The 15,308-nt window shown below is 53.1% G+C and carries 15 protein-coding genes; 8 read left to right on the top strand and 7 right to left on the bottom strand.

Annotation, left to right across the window (positions count from 1 at the left end; genetic code table 11):
- Position 1: 1 nt before the first annotated feature.
- From INT33_RS15855 to gloB, 4 genes are all read right to left on the bottom strand, one after another.
- Positions 2-1,075, bottom strand: coding sequence for a microcin C ABC transporter permease YejB (locus INT33_RS15855; RefSeq protein WP_018916209.1), 1,074 nt, complete (start codon positions 1,073-1,075; stop codon positions 2-4).
- Positions 1,076-1,139: 64 nt separating this feature from the next.
- Positions 1,140-2,951, bottom strand: a complete 1,812-nt coding sequence (locus INT33_RS15850) for an extracellular solute-binding protein (protein WP_407648097.1) — start codon at positions 2,949-2,951, stop codon at positions 1,140-1,142.
- 141 nt (positions 2,952-3,092) lie between these two features.
- Positions 3,093-4,304: a transglycosylase SLT domain-containing protein gene (locus INT33_RS15845; protein WP_193092368.1), complete on the bottom strand. Its 1,212-nt coding sequence runs from the start codon at positions 4,302-4,304 to the stop codon at positions 3,093-3,095.
- Positions 4,305-4,334: 30 nt separating this feature from the next.
- Positions 4,335-5,102 carry a hydroxyacylglutathione hydrolase gene (gloB, locus tag INT33_RS15840; RefSeq protein ID WP_193092367.1) on the bottom strand — a complete coding sequence of 256 codons (768 nt, stop codon included), beginning with the start codon at positions 5,100-5,102 and terminating at the stop codon, positions 4,335-4,337.
- A gap of 99 nt (positions 5,103-5,201) precedes the next feature.
- Between gloB and INT33_RS15835 the strand changes: the two genes are divergently transcribed.
- From INT33_RS15835 to nudC, 4 genes are read left to right on the top strand one after another with little or no spacing between them, the layout of a single operon-like run.
- Entirely contained in the window at positions 5,202-6,014 is an 813-nt protein-coding gene (locus INT33_RS15835) for a class I SAM-dependent methyltransferase (protein WP_193092366.1), read from the top strand.
- On the top strand, positions 6,007-6,477 hold the full coding sequence (rnhA, locus tag INT33_RS15830) for a ribonuclease HI (protein WP_018916204.1): 471 nt from the start codon (positions 6,007-6,009) through the stop codon (positions 6,475-6,477). The genes INT33_RS15835 and rnhA overlap by 8 nt, the downstream gene beginning before the upstream one ends.
- Complete coding sequence (gene dnaQ, locus INT33_RS15825) at positions 6,477-7,214, top strand: DNA polymerase III subunit epsilon (protein WP_192539065.1); 738 nt, start codon at positions 6,477-6,479, stop codon at positions 7,212-7,214. The genes rnhA and dnaQ overlap by 1 nt, the downstream gene beginning before the upstream one ends.
- Entirely contained in the window at positions 7,207-7,986 is a 780-nt protein-coding gene (gene nudC, locus INT33_RS15820; RefSeq protein WP_193092365.1) for an NAD(+) diphosphatase, read from the top strand. The genes dnaQ and nudC overlap by 8 nt, the downstream gene beginning before the upstream one ends.
- 29 nt (positions 7,987-8,015) lie before the next feature.
- Here the strand turns inward: nudC and INT33_RS15815 are convergent, their stop codons facing one another.
- Positions 8,016-8,324 carry an SCP2 sterol-binding domain-containing protein gene (locus tag INT33_RS15815; RefSeq protein WP_192539063.1) on the bottom strand — a complete coding sequence of 103 codons (309 nt, stop codon included), beginning with the start codon at positions 8,322-8,324 and terminating at the stop codon, positions 8,016-8,018.
- 149 nt (positions 8,325-8,473) lie between these two features.
- Here INT33_RS15815 and sohB point away from each other — a divergent pair, with 149 nt between their 5' ends.
- Positions 8,474-9,517 carry a protease SohB gene (gene sohB / locus INT33_RS15810; protein WP_193092364.1) on the top strand — a complete coding sequence of 348 codons (1,044 nt, stop codon included), beginning with the start codon at positions 8,474-8,476 and terminating at the stop codon, positions 9,515-9,517.
- A 15-nt stretch (positions 9,518-9,532) separates the two neighbouring features.
- Here sohB and INT33_RS15805 read toward each other — a convergent pair whose 3' ends face one another.
- A complete protein-coding gene (locus INT33_RS15805; protein ID WP_192539061.1) occupies positions 9,533-9,850 on the bottom strand; it encodes an ArsR/SmtB family transcription factor in 318 nt (105 codons plus the stop codon).
- 395 nt (positions 9,851-10,245) lie between these two features.
- Between INT33_RS15805 and INT33_RS15800 the strand changes: the two genes are divergently transcribed.
- From INT33_RS15800 to INT33_RS15790, 3 genes are all read left to right on the top strand, one after another.
- Entirely contained in the window at positions 10,246-12,159 is a 1,914-nt protein-coding gene (locus INT33_RS15800; protein WP_193092363.1) for a propionyl-CoA synthetase, read from the top strand.
- 139 nt (positions 12,160-12,298) lie between these two features.
- Positions 12,299-12,967 (top strand): 7-cyano-7-deazaguanine/7-aminomethyl-7-deazaguanine transporter, encoded by a 669-nt coding sequence (locus tag INT33_RS15795; protein WP_193092362.1) that lies wholly within the window; start codon positions 12,299-12,301, stop codon positions 12,965-12,967.
- A 77-nt stretch (positions 12,968-13,044) separates the two neighbouring features.
- Complete coding sequence (locus INT33_RS15790; protein WP_193092361.1) at positions 13,045-13,851, top strand: alpha/beta fold hydrolase; 807 nt, start codon at positions 13,045-13,047, stop codon at positions 13,849-13,851.
- A 41-nt stretch (positions 13,852-13,892) separates the two neighbouring features.
- Here INT33_RS15790 and INT33_RS15785 read toward each other — a convergent pair whose 3' ends face one another.
- Positions 13,893-15,296, bottom strand: coding sequence for a 3'-5' exonuclease family protein (locus INT33_RS15785; RefSeq protein ID WP_193092360.1), 1,404 nt, complete (start codon positions 15,294-15,296; stop codon positions 13,893-13,895).
- Positions 15,297-15,308 lie beyond the last annotated feature (12 nt).

Genomic DNA, 15,308 nt, shown 5'->3' with positions numbered 1-15,308 from the left:
TTCACGACTCCCTTGAAGCGAAGTCGATACGCGGATCTACCCACATATAGGTCAGGTCGGAAATCAGCTTAAGCAGCAATCCAATCACCGTGTATAAAAAAAGCGTGCCAAAAATTACCGGATAATCGCGCTGCATAACGGCCTCAAACCCCAGCAGTCCCAAACCATCGAGTGAGAAAATGACTTCAATCAGCAGCGCGCCGGTAAAGAAAATACCGATCATGGCAGCCGGTAAACCCGCAATTATGATCAGCATGGCGTTGCGAAACACATGGCCATACAGAATGCGCTGCTCGGTGGCTCCTTTGGAACGCGCCGTCAGTACGTACTGTTTATGAATCTCGTCTAAAAAGCTGTTTTTAGTCAGCATGGTTAGTGTTGCAAAGCTGCCAATGGCCGCCGCCGTCACCGGCAGCGTGATATGCCAGAAGTAGTCTTTTATCTTGCCCCAGGTGGACAGGTCGGCAAAATCCGGTGAGGTTAATCCGCGCAGCGGGAACCAGTCTAGATAAGTGCCGCCTGCGAAAAGCACAATCAGCAGGATTGCGAAAAGAAACCCGGGTATGGCGTAGCCGACGATCACTAGCCCTGAGGTCCACACATCAAACCGTGAGCCGTGTCGTAACGCCTTGCGGATGCCTAGAGGGATGGAAATCAAGTAGACCAGCAGGGTGGTCCATAGCCCTAATGAAACCGATACCGGCAGGCGTTCAATCATCAGGTCGATAACCGGGCGATCACGAAAAAAGCTCGTTCCGAAGTCGAAGGTAAGGTAATCCGCCATCATGCCAATAAAACGCTCGTGGGCAGGCTTGTCGAACCCAAATTGTTGTTCTAGCTGCTCGATAAACCGAGGGTCAATACCGCGTGCGCCACGCGAGTCATCACTTACCTGTACATCAGCACCCCCCATGTCCAGGCGCGTGCTGGCCATGGCATTGGCGCCTTCAAAGCGCGCCAACATCTGATCAATCGGCCCACCGGGGGCTGCCTGAACAATCATAAAGTTGAGCAGCATGATTCCCACCAGTGTGGGGATCATTAACAGCAGTCGGCGTAGTGTATAGCGTGCCACAGTGCACTCCGTGAGTCGTGTGACTTGGATATTGTGATTAGTATTTTTTGTGGCCTGGTCAGACTCAACGACGACGCTGCAAGGCAGCTTCACGGTCGGTGTCGACCCACCAGGCATCTAAATCCATCGCGTACGCTGGGAAAGGCTCTTGGTAGCCGAACTTATCCCATACCGCAATACGCGTTTCGCCGGAGTGATAATGGGGAATCGTGTAAAATCCCCAGCGCAGCACGCGGTCAAGCGCACGCGTTGCAGTATCCAGTTCTTCCCGGTTCTCCGCGCTAATAATCTCCTCAATTAATGCATCCACTGCCGGGTGAGCAAGCGCCATTCGGTTACGGCTTTGCGGCGCCTCAGCAGCAGCACTGCTCCAGAAGTCACGCTGTTCATTGCCGGGGTTGTTAGACTGGGGGAAGTGGCTGATCACGATATCGTAATCGTAATTACGCTGACGATTGAGGTATTGGTTGATATCCACAATTCGCATGGAGGTTTGTACCCCAAGGCGCGCCATGTTGCGGAGCATTGGTTGCACTACACGCTCAAGGCTTGCGTCGTAAAGCATGACCTCTAGACGTAGAGGTTCTCCTGTCTGCTCATTAACCAATACGCCGTCTTCAACCTGGTAGCCCGCTTCATGAAGTAGTTCAAGTGCCCGGCGCAGCCGTTCACGAATCTCAGTCGGTTGATCGATAGGCAGTGAGTCGGTAAATAGCCTGTCTGAGCGATGAGATGCCAGCAGCTCTTCGCGGAAAGGTTCCAGCAGGGCAAGCTCCGCTTCTGACGGAGGGCCAACGGCTTCCATTTCTGAGTTCTGGAAATAGCTTTCGGTGCGCTGGTAGGCTTTATAAAAAATATTGGTATTCAGCCAGGGAAAGTCGAAGGTCAGGCTAAGCGCTTCGCGAACTCGCGGGTCTTGAAACTTTTCTTTCCGCAGGTTGAAAACAAACGCCTGCATCAATGAGGGGTTTACATCAGGTATCGTAATGCGTTCAACCAACCCTTCGCGATACGCCGGAAAATCGTAGCCAATCGCCCAAGTGGCCGCTCGTGCATCTATTCTAAAATCTGTCAGGCCCGCCTTGAAGGCTTCCCAGGCGATATCCCTGTCACGATAGTAATCGTAAATCACCCGATCAATATTGTAGCGGCCAACGTTAACCGGCAGATCCTTGCCCCAATAGTCCTCATCACGCTGATAAACGATGCGCCGCCCGGGATCGACCTCGCTAATACGATAGGGGCCGGAGCCTGGATGTGCAGTAAGCGTGGGCGCGGTGAAATCGTGCGATTCCCAATAGTGGCGGGGCAGGATGGGGAGCTGAGTAACGATTAACGGTAATTCACGAGACTCTGTGCTCGAAAACTCAAAACGAACCTGGTGCTCGTTTAGCGCAACGATTTGCTCAACATCGGCATAATAACTGGCGTAAAACGGATTGCCTTTCTCACGCAGCAGGTTAAAGCTAAATACGACATCATAAGCCGTGACGGGCTCGCCATCCTGAAAGCGCGCTTCTGGTCGCAGGTCAAACTCCATCCATTCACGGTTCGGGTCCAGACGCACGCCTTCGGCTAGCAAGCCATAGAGGCTGAAGGGCTCGCCCGGGTTGCTCACCATTAATGTATCGTAGATCTGCGATATGCCGGTGGCGGGCGTACCGCGAATAATGAACGGATTGGTTGAGTCAAAGCTACTGCCCACGGCGGTGTGGGTGATGCTACCGCCTTTAGGCGCCTGCGGATTGACGTGAGGAAAATAGGCAAAATCTGATGGAAGCTCAGGGCTATCATAAAGCGATAAGCCATGCATGGTTTCAATGGGCGCGGTGTTTGACGGCAATACATCGGCGGCCGTTACCCCGTCTGCTGTCATGGCCTCCGCCTGGGAGTCAGCCTGTGTATCGAGAGCAGAGGCTGACAGGCTCAACAGCAAACAGTTGACGATTAAAAACGTCTTTACAAACAGAACACCACGCGGCATCGGTTACGTCCCAAGTGATCAGAGTTTTTCAACTCAACTTCCTGAAAGGGTCAGGAGCTGGCCTGGTTGTAAAGCCTCCGGGCGGTCGAGGGCATTCCAGCGTATTAAGTCATTCTGAGTGACATTGTACCGGCTGGCAATGGCTGACAGATTGTCCCCACTTTCAACGCGATGAATATCCGGCGTTTGGGTAGAGGCAAGCTCAGTAGATGTGGTCGGCGAAAGCTGAGCTAACACTTGAGTATCGACTTCTTCGGGGACCAGCAGCGTTTGTACGTTGCGCGGGTCGATACTGCCATTTAGCAGACCAGGGTTTAGCTCGGCTAGCGCTGATTGACTAACGTCTAAAAGCTGGGAAGCTTGAGCAATACTAAGCGGTTGTTCAAGCTGAACTTTAGCAAACACGGGATCCAGAGTGATGTCTGGCAAGGCGACGTTGAATTGCTCAGGGTTATTGATGATAGTGGCGATGGCTTTGAGCTTGGGGATGTACTGCATGGTTTCATGCGGCAGTGAAAGATCCCAGTAATCGCCTACCGACCCCTGGGCTTGTGCATTACGCTGTGCGCGATTAACGGTTCCGGCACCGGCGTTATAAGCGGCTAACGAAAGCATAATGTCGCCGTGATACCACTCATCGGCCTGCATTTCCAGGTAGTCCAGCGCGGCCGCGGTGGAGGTGATAACGTCTAATCGGCCATCGTAGTTACCGTTACGCACTAGCCCTAACGCATCGCCCGTACCCGGCATAAATTGCCACAGCCCTGCGGCACCGCGGTGGCTTTTGGCGCTGGGATCAAAAGAGCTTTCCACGAAAGGAATTAACGCTATTTCACCGGGCAGGCCGCGTTCACTTACCTGCTGAGTGATCCAGGCAAGCCAGGGGGTGGCGCGTTCGGTAATGGTGGCAATATTGTGTGGGCTTGAACGATAGTACTCGATCCATTCATCAACCCGGGCCTGGGCGTCGGCGGGCAGGGTCAAGTCCTGCCATTGAAAGCTTGCGCGCAATTTTGTCCAGGCATCCTGCGGTTCCAGCGTTAAGGCTTCCCAAAAATGGCTGTGAAACGAGGAGGGTTGCACTGTTACGGGTGTACCGACGTCGTCGGATGCCGTGGGCGTATAGGACGTATTATACGCGGGGGTTGACGCTTGTGAGTTTGCTGCAGCGGCCAGTAACAGGCCCATAACTAGCGTACTGCCAGCGCTTAGCAGTAAGCGCTGGCGAATCGTTCGATAGGTCATAGTGTCATTCGTTTGGTTTCGATAGCATTCTTAAAATCGGTTCTTCCACTCACGCAGAGTGGTGAACGTCGCGAGGTCGTTATCATTAGCACCCTGTTCACCTGCCGCATTGCGCACGCTCGGTGTGCTTACACGCAGGTAGGGATTAATTTTCAGCTCGCGTCCTATCGTGCTGGGTAAGGTGGGGCGGTCTAGCGCCCTGGCCTTTTCGCATTCCTTTAAGGCGTATGTCACGTCGTCATTCTCTGGGTCAGCTGCTTGGGCAAACACAAGATTTGCCTGCGTATACTCATGAGCAGCAAAGACCAGCGTATCGTCAGGTAGTTCCGCTAGTTTGTTCAGCGAGGTATGCATTTGTTCAGGCGAGCCTTCAAACAAGCGGCCGCAGCCCGCGCAAAACAGGGTGTCGCCGCAAAACAGCAGCGCCGGTATACCCGGCGTATAGAAACTTATGTGGTCAAGCGTATGGCCCGGCGTTGCCATGACTTCAAACAGGCGGCCCATAATGCGAATTTGGTCGCCCTCACCCACGGCTTGGCTAATGCCCTTAATGGTTGGGTTCTCGGGGCCAATCACATGGGGCGAGTAACGTTTGATCAACTTGGCCAGTCCACCGGTATGATCGTGGTGGTGGTGAGTAATAAGGATAGTATTCAGCGTCAGTGATTCGCGCTCTAAAAGTTCAATAACAGGATCAGCGTCACCTGGATCCACCACGCAAACACTTTGACTGGTATCTTGTCTTAATAGCCAAATATAGTTGTCGCTAAGGGCGGGAATCGGTGTCACGCTCATCATGGGCGAGATCCTTTTAGGGTTGCAATTCTGCTGTTAAGTACGTTGAAAAGACGCAGAGATGTCGTTAAAAAGCCGTTACTTTGGAGGTAAGCGCTGTTCATGTCAAATTCGACAAGGGCCACTACAATCGCCAAGCGCTTGATAAGTAGCCAGCCTTACTGGCAAACCGATGCCGGACGCTCGCTTTGGGACATGCAGCGCGCCTGCCTGGGGCCGGTGGTTGAAAGCCGGGCTGGGCGGCATAGTTTAGAGATGAGTATGGGGCCTGACCTAATGACCATGTCAGCGATCCCGCATGCCATTCGTTGGGCGCCAACCTATGAACTGGCAACCAGCCCGTCGACGCTAGTGTGCCCCTCTGACCATCTAGCGCTACCTGATCGCTGCATGGATGTGGTGATCATCCATCATTGGCTAGAGCATCTGGACGATGCCCACCACACGTTACAGGAAGCGGCGCGGGTAACCGCCGACAACGGCATACTGGTGCTGTTTGGCTTCAACCCAATGGGGATCAATGGCTTGACGCGCCGATGGCGCAAGCGTCGCCCGGCATTCCCCTGGAACGGGGAGCGGCATAAGCCTGGCCGGCTACGCGACTGGTTGGCGTTTGTCGATTTTGAGGTCGAGCGCGTAGACTATTGCTGTTTTAGAGGCTTGATGAAGTCGTCTTGTCGTGAAGGGTGGGAGACTATGGGGCGTCGGCACAACCTGCCGTGGGGGGAGAGCTATATGATTAAGGCGCAGCGACGTCAGCAATCAGCTCACGTCAAGCGGGTAAGATTTACGCTGCCAAGCCCGGTTTCCTCCTCGTCCCTGGGTGCTACGCGCAGCGGCAAACCGTCGCACTGCCAGTCTCATCAAGACACATTGAGCCAACGCCAGCCAATAAAGGATAGACAGAGTGAGTAATCAAGCGGCCGAGCGCCTACCACAGGTCACGGTATATACCGATGGTGCGTGCCGAGGTAACCCAGGCCCGGGGGGATGGGGCGTCATTCTTTTTAGTGGCGAGCATGAGAAAACCCTAAAGGGCTATGAAGCTGACACCACCAATAACCGTATGGAATTAATGGCCGCGATCATGGCGTTACGTACGCTTAACCAACCGTGTGAAGTAGCGTTATGGACGGATTCCCAATATGTCCGGCAGGGGATTACTCAGTGGATACATAACTGGGTCAAACGGGGTTGGAAAACGGCTGCCAAGCAGCCCGTTAAAAACGCCGAGCTGTGGAAAGAGCTGCATGAAGAGACCCATCGCCACACGATTGAATGGCACTGGGTAAAAGGACACAGTGGCCATCCAGGTAATGAGCGAGCCGACGAGCTCGCTAATGAAGCAATCGATGAGCAACATCAGAGGAGAGCGTGATGCGCCAAATAATCATGGATACCGAAACGACCGGTATCGACCCAAAAGATGGCCATCGCATTGTAGAGATTGGCGCCGTTGAGATGATCAACCGGCGTTTTACCGGGCGTACTTACCATCAATATATTAATCCTGAACGCCACATTGACGCCGAAGTCGTCGCGATTCACGGGATCGATGATGCAAAGGTCGCCAACGAGCCGGTGTTTGCCCAGATTGCCGACGAGTTCTGGGCCTTTATTGAAGGGGCGGAACTGGTAATTCATAACGCGCCGTTCGATGTGGGCTTTATGGATCACGAGTTTGGCAGGCTTAACCAGCAGCGCGGCGGCACGCCGTTAGGGCCCGTTCGTCAGTATTGTCGAGTGCTGGATACGCTCACCATGGCGCGGGAGCTTCACCCCGGCCAGCGTAATAGCCTGGATGCGCTATGTAAGCGCTACGATATCGATAACGGCCACCGCGTACTTCACGGAGCTTTGCTTGACTCCGAGATTCTAGCCGACGTTTATCTGGCCATGACCGGTGGTCAAACGGCATTAACGCTGGACTCGGAAGCTTCTTCGAAAGAACAGCAGGCTAACTCGTCAAGCGAGGGCCTTTCGGTTCAACGCTTGAGCCTTAGCCCAGGGCAGCTGCGCGTGGTGCGGCCTACCGCTGAAGAGCATGCGGCCCACCAGGCTAAATGTCAGGCTCATAAGCTCAATTGGTTTGAGGAAAGTGGTCACAATGCTTAGGCGTGAAATTCCGCATGATGCACGCGAAGGACGAGTCGTTTACGTTTCGCGAAGCCACTTGGCGCCCGCTCCATTAACGGGTGATCAGGCGCTGACCCCGCTACAGCCCTTTCAGCCGTGGACGGAGCAGATGCAGCCGCTGTGCTACTGGGATGATGAGCCGGTAGCGCTGTTGATTGAAAAAGAGCCCGGTGATGACTGGGTTGATGGGCGGCAATGGATGGCAGAGCTTCCTGCTTCCTGGTTTAGCCTGCTTTCTACGGCATTGCAGGTGGGCGCCTGGTTTGAAAACCATCGCTTCTGCGGGCGCTGCGGCGCACAGGCTACCAAGTTGGCTGCGGAATTTGCCATGCATTGCCATGCGTGTGGGCATCGCAACTATCCGCGTATCTCACCGTGCATTATTACGTTGGTAACCAGTGGTGAGGCGATGTTGTTGGCTCGCAGCCCGCGTTTTGCTCCCGGGCGCTATTCGACGCTGGCGGGGTTTATTGAGCCAGGTGAATCAGCCGAGGAGGCCGTTCATCGTGAGGTGTTCGAGGAGGTGGGCGTGCACGTTGATCAGCTGCGCTATTATCAAAGCCAAGCATGGCCATTTCCACACTCACTGATGTTTGGATTTTTTGCGGAGGCCACTACACGGCGTATAAAAATCGATGGTGTTGAAATAAGCGACGCGGCTTGGTTTTCACCGCGGCAGCTTCCGTCGCTGCCGCCGCCGTATTCCATTTCACGTGAATTAATTGAAACGCATTTAGCGCGTTGGCGCTAATCAGCTAGTCATTACGACGCTATTGTGAATTAACCTGGAAACAGACTGGTTAACTTGGTGGCCAACATAACATTACCGGTGGCTTTAAGTTTGCCAGTCATAAAGGCAGTCATGCCGTTGATATCACCGCTCATGATGCCTTTCAAGGTGTCAGTGCTCATGCTCAAGCTAACCGACGGGTCATCGTGTTCGCCTTCTTGAACATCCAGAGTACGATCCTTGATGACTAAATAGTGGTCGCCAGCATCCGAAAAGTGGAACTGGAATACTTCATCCATGCCTTCGGCGGCCTCAGGATTAAAGCGGGCTTGCAGCTTTTCAAGCGTGTTAACTGACATGACAATATCTCCATTTGCAGAAAAATTACGTATAAATGGGTGACTAATGACCCGATGAATGTGAATGAGAGTATTTTAAACAACTGTTTTAATCAAGCCGTATGAATTGATATCAAGCGACAGTTTAACCTCGTCATAGGAGAGTGTACGTGAGTGAATGGATGGCAGAAATGGGCACTTTCGTGGTGCAAACCACGATTGTGGTGGTGCTGTTAGGTCTTGGAGCCTTACTTGTCTTACGTAGCAAAGGTTCTCATGAAGGCGACCTTAAACTCCATATTGAGCCGTTAAATGACCAGCGCCGGTCGCGTAAGCGGCGCCTTCGCGTTGCGGCAACGGAGCAGGGCGCCCGTAAAAAGCTGATCAAGGCGTTTCGCCAGGAAGATAAAAATCGCCAAAAAACGGCGAAGAACAAAGACAGCGTTGAGCAAAAATCCAGAGTGTGGGTACTGGATTTTCACGGCGATATCAAGGCCTCTCAAACCGAGCAGTTTGCCCAGGAAGTGTCGGCGATCATTGATGTTGCCGAGCCCAGTGACGAGGTCGTGGTACGTTTGGAATCAGCGGGTGGGCTTGTCCACGCGTACGGGCTGGCCGCGGCTCAGCTGGACCGGCTGCAACGCGCGGGGCTTGCGACTACCGTTTGCATCGACAAGGTGGCAGCGAGCGGGGGCTATATGATGGCCTGTACGGCTCAGCATATTAAGGCTGCGCCCTTTGCGGTGATCGGCTCGATTGGCGTCGTGGCGCAGGTACCTAACGTTCACCGCTTGCTTAAACGTCACGATATTGATGTTGAATTACTCACTGCGGGTAAATATAAGCGCACGCTAACGGTGATCGGGGAAAATACCCAAGAGGGCCGTGAAAAGTTTTTGGAAGATTTGGAAAACACCCATCGCCTGTTTAAGGGTTATGTCAGCGAACATCGGCCCGATATGGATATCGAGACGCTGGCAACAGGCGAGATATGGTACGGCAGTGAAGCGCTCTCGAACCGGTTGATTGATAGCGTGGGCACCAGCGAGGCCTACTTGGTTGAGCGTATGGCAGACGCTAAGGTCTACCGGGTCAGGCTTGAGCCGCCGAAAACCATCAGCCGGAAATTTGGACTGGCGGTATCGGCGGGTATTGAAAGTGCCATGCTAAAAGCTTTCAGCATGCTTGAAGCATCGGGCTGGCAGCGCCGCTAAGAAGCCGTCTGGCTTTTATGTCGTATAGTGATGCGCCAGGGTGTTTAAAATCGCTTTGGCGCTATCGCTACTCAACGAGTAGTAGATAGTTTGTGACTCCCGCCTGGTATTGACCAGCTCATCGCGTCGTAAAATTGCTAAATGCTGTGAGAGTGCCGATTGGCTAAGTGAAAGCTGCTGATTGATTTGTGTGACCGATAGCTCTTTCTCTGCCAGCAGACACAGAATTTGCAGCCTTTTTTCATTCGCCAAGGCTTTTAGAAGGTTAGTGCCTGCCTCAAGGGCCTGGCAGTTATTTTCAAGCAGACGTGCAGCGCTTGAGGACGCAGACATGATGATCTCCTTGCCTACACTGAATGGGTGTGGTCATTGCAGCGTTTTATAAATGGCATTTTTATAAATTATTATGGCATCGTCGCGGCGCGAAGATTGTTAATTTAATCATCGGTAATTTAGCGAGTTTTGTCCAAGCATTCGTTTAACGATTAATCAATGGTAGATTTTGGCTTCTTTGTCAACGACTAAAGCAGCTCTTGAACCGGCTATAAATAATTCTAAGAGCCCGCCTTTAAAATCGTTCTACATCTTTAGTCACTTTTTAATCCCCTAGGTGGGCTTCTAGCCCATAGTATGAAGGAAGAGTCTGCGTTTACTTTATACAGTGTCAGTCATGAGCCTCGCTGCGTTACTACAGTAAAGTTCGTTACTACAATAAAAATAGGGTCGTTATGAGCCGCTACCAAGAAGCCTTCCTGCAAGCGAATGAACAGCCCGAGCAGTTCTGGGCCGAGCAAGCCAAACGTCTGCCGTGGTTTATCCCACCAACCCAAATTCTTACGTATGACGATCAGCAGCACGCACGCTGGTTTAGCGATGGCGAAATAAACCTTTGCTATGCCGCGCTTGATTACCATGTTGAAAATGGCCGAGCTGACCAACCAGCGATTTATTGGGATTCCCCAGTCACCCAGTCCAAGCGAACCCTCACCTATCAGCAGCTGCTTGATCAGGTAGCTTATTTCGCCGGGGCGCTTTCCGCGCTGGGCGTTGAAAAGGGCGATCGTGTGGTGATCTATATGCCCATGATTCCCGAAGCGCTGGTGGCCATGTATGCCTGTGCACGCTTAGGTGCGGTGCATTCAGTAGTGTTTGGCGGCTTCGCCCCGCATGAGCTGGCAGTCAGAATAGAAGATGCCGAGCCGAAAGTGGTGGTTGCCGCTTCATGTGGTATTGAGGTGGATAAGGTAATCCCCTACAAGCCGATTATCGATCAGGCGCTTGGCTTAAGTGCCCATCAGCCTGATGCCTGCGTGGTCTATCAGCGTGACATATGCCCGGCAACGCTGACGGCACTTGATTACTGCTGGGACGCTATCATTGCCAAAGCCGTTTTTGCTGAATGTGTTCCGCTACTTAGCACGGATCCTCTTTACATTCTGTATACCTCAGGCACAACGGGTAAGCCCAAAGGGGTAGTGCGTGACACGGGGGGGTACGCCGTGGCGCTTGAGTACTCAATGCAGGCAATTTATGCCCTGAACCCCGGCGACGTGTTTTTTACCGCGTCTGATGTGGGGTGGGTGGTTGGCCACTCCTATATTGTGTATGCACCGCTACTGCGTGGCTGCACCAGCGTTGTTTATGAAGGCAAGCCGGTAAATACGCCCGATGCGGGTAGCTTCTGGCGGGTCATCGAGGAGTACAAGGTTAAAAGCTTCTTTACCGCGCCTACGGCTTTCCGGGCGATCAAGAAAGCTGACCCAGATGCCCAACTGCTTGCCCGTTATGATATCAGCAGTTTGAAGCACCTGTTTGTCGCAGGCGAGCGGCTTGACCCTCCTACCTTTCATTGGTTGGATGATCTGCTGGATGTGCCGGTAATTGACCACTGGTGGCAGACCGAAACCGGCTGGCCGATTGCCGCCAATCAGCCGGGGCTTGTTTCAATGCCTATCAAACCTGGGTCTGCAACCTTCCCTGTGCCGGGTTTTAATGTCGCAGTGCTAGGGCGTGATGGCGAACCGGCAGCCCCGATGGAGCAGGGCAGTGTGGTCATCAAGCAGCCCATGCCGCCTGGGTGCTTAAGCGGTATTTGGCGTGACCCTCAGCGTTTTCATAGCGCCTACATGGCAGCTTTCCCGGGTTATTACCTGACCGGCGACGGTGGTTACTTCGATAAAGACGGCTACCTGTTTATCATGGGGCGTACCGATGACGTTATTAACGTTGCCGGGCATCGGCTATCGACCGGCGAGTTGGAAGAGGTCGTAGGCGCGCATCCCGCTGTGGCTGAATGCGCGGTTATCGGCATTCATGATGTGCTTAAAGGGCAAATTCCGATTGGTCTGGTGATTCCTAAAGATGGCTTTAATGGCGACGAAGCAACGCTTGAAGCCGAACTTATTGCCCGCGTGCGCGACTATATCGGCCCTATTGCCTGTTTTAATCAGGTTCTGGTAGTTAACCGTCTGCCTAAAACCCGTTCGGGCAAAATATTACGCAAGCTGTTGCGCAATATCGCGGACGGTAAGGCTTTTGGGGTTCCGTCGACCATTGATGATCCTTCAAGCCTTGATGAGGTACATACCGCCATGTGCGAGCGTGCTATCGGTACCGCTGACAAGGCAACGCCTCTCGATTGAGCTAAGGTGAGCTGCTTTAAGCAGGGCAGCTGGCTTTTATTGCGGTTAAGAAAGCGTATAATGCGCGCCCAGCAGCGCTATGCGCTTTCTTATGAGGGTTCCCTAACCCCTCTTGGCTTGTAAAAAAAGGTCATCTTGCATGTTTGCCTTAAGTGATACGCAGTACCGCCGTTGCCTTTTCGTAATGGTTGCCTTCCATATCGGTATTATTGCTGCCAGTAATTACCTTGTTCAGCTTCCGTTTACCCTGTTTGGTTTTCATACCACATGGGGAGCGTTTAGCTTTCCGTTTATCTTTCTAGCCACTGATTTAACGGTTCGACTCTTCGGTAAAAGTGCCGCCCGGGCGATTATTTTAAGGGTCATGCTGCCTGCTCTGGTGGTTTCTTATGTGGTTTCCGTGGTGTTCCCACGCGGAAGCTTTGCCGGGATTGAAGCACTGGGTGAATGGAATCTATTTGTTGCACGGATTGCGCTGGCAAGCTTTCTTGCCTATGTGATCGGTCAGCTGTTGGATGTGCAGGTGTTTGATCGGTTGCGGCAGCTGGCCTGGTGGATAGCCCCTGTTTGCTCAACGGTGCTCGGAAACCTAGCCGATACCTACGCTTTCTTCTCGACGGCGTTTTATAACAGCCCCGACGCGTTTATGGCGGCTAATTGGATTGAAATTGCTGCCGTTGATTACGTGATAAAACTCGCTATCAGCCTGCTGTTCTTTCTACCTCTATACGGTCTGCTGCTGGCCTGGCTTTCACGCCGTCTGGTGGTCTGGACCGGGCAAACTGATCTCTCCCCCCGTATGGCGTAGTAGAGTGGCTTAGCGCTTATAGGTAATGAGATAATGGCCTGCGGGTTTGTTGTTTAATCAATATGTAGGGAGTTTATATGACTGACGCTGCCACGGTTGATCTTCATTATCTGGAAATGGACAGTGAAGACGCTCCCGATTCCACGCCCCTGGTGGTGATTCATGGCTTAATGGGGAGCGCTGATAACTGGCGTTCCCATTTGAAAGCCTGGCAGCGTTCGCGGCGTGTCATTGCGGTAGATTTACGTAATCACGGCCGCTCACCGCATAGCGACGATATGCGCTATGCCACCATGAGCCAGGATGTATTGGCCCTGCTCGATAAGCTTTCTATTACCCAAGCGCATGTGCTGGGCCATTCAATGGGCGGGAAAGTCGCTATTAGTTTGGCCAGGCTGGCGCCAGAGCGCGTGGTAACGCTGACGGTCGGCGACATTGCGCCGGTGGTCTATGAGCATGGCCATGATGATGTTTTTGCAGCGCTTAAACGCGTTAGAGAAGGGCAGCCTAAAAATCGCCGTGAAGCGGATGACCTGTTGGCTGAACATGTGGACTCGCGCTCCACACGGCTTTTTTTAGCTACTAATTTAGCCCGGAACGAGGAAGACATTTTAGGGCTGCGTATCGGGCTTGATGAAATCCAGCGTGGCTATGGCAATATAATTGGCCTACCCGCCGGCGACGGCCCCTTTGAAGGACCCACGCTGGTGCTGCGTGGCGCTGAATCACACTACGTTACCGACGATTTGCTGCCTGCTTTGCGTGAAGTGCTGCCGGGGGCGCGGGTTGTAACGCTAAAAAATGCTGGCCATTGGCTGCATGCAGAACAGCCAGAAGCGTTCCAGCAGGCGGTTGAAGCTTTTATTGAACATCACGAACACTGAGGCCCAGTGGGCTTGCCGTTAAACGCTCTTACCCATAGCGGTTAGTCACAGGTTTTAACGGTCAGCCCGTGCTGTTCCGGGGCACGTAAAAAACGGTTTAAAATACGATAGCTGTCAATATCAAAAGCCGGGGTGGCGCCGGTTAGACGTTGAGCTTTTTTAAACGTATCGGCACTGCCCAGGTAGCACCAGTGATCGACAACATGCCAGGCGCTTTTCCCACCCGTCTCGGGTTTTTCTTGAATAATGATTCGTCCTTCCCAGGGCCACGCCTTAATCTGCAGCTGTGCCAACGCGTACTGGGCTCGCTGGGTATGCGCCTGCAACGTCTCCACACCTTCACAGGCGCCATTACATTTACCTAACTGGCGGGCAAAACAGCGGCCTTTGCCTTTGGTAATGCCCAGCACCTGAAGGCAAAGCTTATGTTCTTCGGCCGTTGCACGTAGCGTATCCTTGGCGTCTCTGGCACTGCGAAAAAGCCCGAAGAGCGCCCCGTCGGTGGGTTGGCTCAGTGCGTCGCCGTTAACCAGGGTGGGGTAGTTTTCCCCTGACGGCCAGCGCCAGGTGGTTAGCTTGCGCTGTTTGCGTAACTGGCGATTCATAATCGGCATCATCGACTTCACCAGCTGGGCTTCACGCAGTTGCGCGCCCAGATCGCCCGCAGTTTCTTCCCACTCAATGTGATGAATTTGCTGCGCGAGGCGCATGGCTTTGTTGTCTTGATGGTCACGCTGAAAATGACTCAATACCCGGCGGCGCAAATTGACACTTTTGCCCACGTACAGAGGGAGTCGATTATGTCCATAAAAGAAATACACCCCAGGCGATTCGGGCAACCCTTCCAACTGACGGCTATCCAAATGGGCAGGCAACGTGCGGTGTCGTTGCTCCTCAGTCAGTACGCTTTGCCATGTGTCGTCTGCATAGTGCGTTTGCCAAGCCTGCCAAAGTGACCACAGCGCGTTCACATCACTACTTGCCCGATGCGCGCGCAAGTTAATAATGCCATAGCGTTCAAGCAAGGCTTTTAAATTATGCTGTTGCTCCAGCGGAGCCAGTCGGCGAGATAGGCGCAGCGTGCAGATAATCGGCGTTCGATATTCGATGCCTACGCGCTTAAAGGCGTTACGCAGAAAGCTATAGTCAAAGCGTGCATTGTGGGCAACCAAGCGGTGGTCTTCACCCAGCCAAACGCGCAGCGACTCGGCAATGTCTTCAAAGCAGGGGGCATCGACGAGCATGTCATCGTCGATGCCGGTTAGCTGACTGATATTTGGCGGCACTCTAATACCAGGATTGATCAAGCTAGACCAGCTATCTACCTGGTGCCCGTTAATGATTTTAAGAGCGGCAATTTCAGTAATCCGGTCCCGCGTTGCGCTAGTTCCGGTGGTTTCCAGGTCAATAAAGATTAGCGGTGTTTCTGTCAGCGCACTGGCCATAGCGCTCCTGTA

Origin of the sequence: Halomonas colorata, from assembly GCF_014897985.1 — a bacterium.
Lineage (GTDB): Bacteria > Pseudomonadota > Gammaproteobacteria > Pseudomonadales > Halomonadaceae > Vreelandella > Vreelandella colorata.
The sequence above is the reverse complement of the archived record's forward strand: the minus strand, read 5'-3'. Positions and strand labels throughout refer to the sequence as shown.

Excerpts from the sequence above, each read along its gene's own strand:
- INT33_RS15850 (WP_407648097.1), bottom strand. The coding sequence starts at position 2,951 with ATGACAGCAGACGGGGTAACGGCCGCCGATGTATTGCCGTCAAACACC.
- INT33_RS15845 (WP_193092368.1), bottom strand. The coding sequence starts at position 4,304 with ATGACCTATCGAACGATTCGCCAGCGCTTACTGCTAAGCGCTGGCAGT.
- gloB (WP_193092367.1), bottom strand. The coding sequence starts at position 5,102 with ATGATGAGCGTGACACCGATTCCCGCCCTTAGCGACAACTATATTTGG.
- INT33_RS15835 (WP_193092366.1), top strand. The coding sequence starts at position 5,202 with ATGTCAAATTCGACAAGGGCCACTACAATCGCCAAGCGCTTGATAAGT.
- dnaQ (WP_192539065.1), top strand. The coding sequence starts at position 6,477 with ATGCGCCAAATAATCATGGATACCGAAACGACCGGTATCGACCCAAAA.
- nudC (WP_193092365.1), top strand. The coding sequence starts at position 7,207 with ATGCTTAGGCGTGAAATTCCGCATGATGCACGCGAAGGACGAGTCGTT.
- INT33_RS15815 (WP_192539063.1), bottom strand. The coding sequence starts at position 8,324 with ATGTCAGTTAACACGCTTGAAAAGCTGCAAGCCCGCTTTAATCCTGAG.
- INT33_RS15805 (WP_192539061.1), bottom strand. The coding sequence starts at position 9,850 with ATGTCTGCGTCCTCAAGCGCTGCACGTCTGCTTGAAAATAACTGCCAG.
- INT33_RS15800 (WP_193092363.1), top strand. The coding sequence starts at position 10,246 with ATGAGCCGCTACCAAGAAGCCTTCCTGCAAGCGAATGAACAGCCCGAG.
- INT33_RS15795 (WP_193092362.1), top strand. The coding sequence starts at position 12,299 with ATGTTTGCCTTAAGTGATACGCAGTACCGCCGTTGCCTTTTCGTAATG.
- INT33_RS15790 (WP_193092361.1), top strand. The coding sequence starts at position 13,045 with ATGACTGACGCTGCCACGGTTGATCTTCATTATCTGGAAATGGACAGT.
- INT33_RS15785 (WP_193092360.1), bottom strand. The coding sequence starts at position 15,296 with ATGGCCAGTGCGCTGACAGAAACACCGCTAATCTTTATTGACCTGGAA.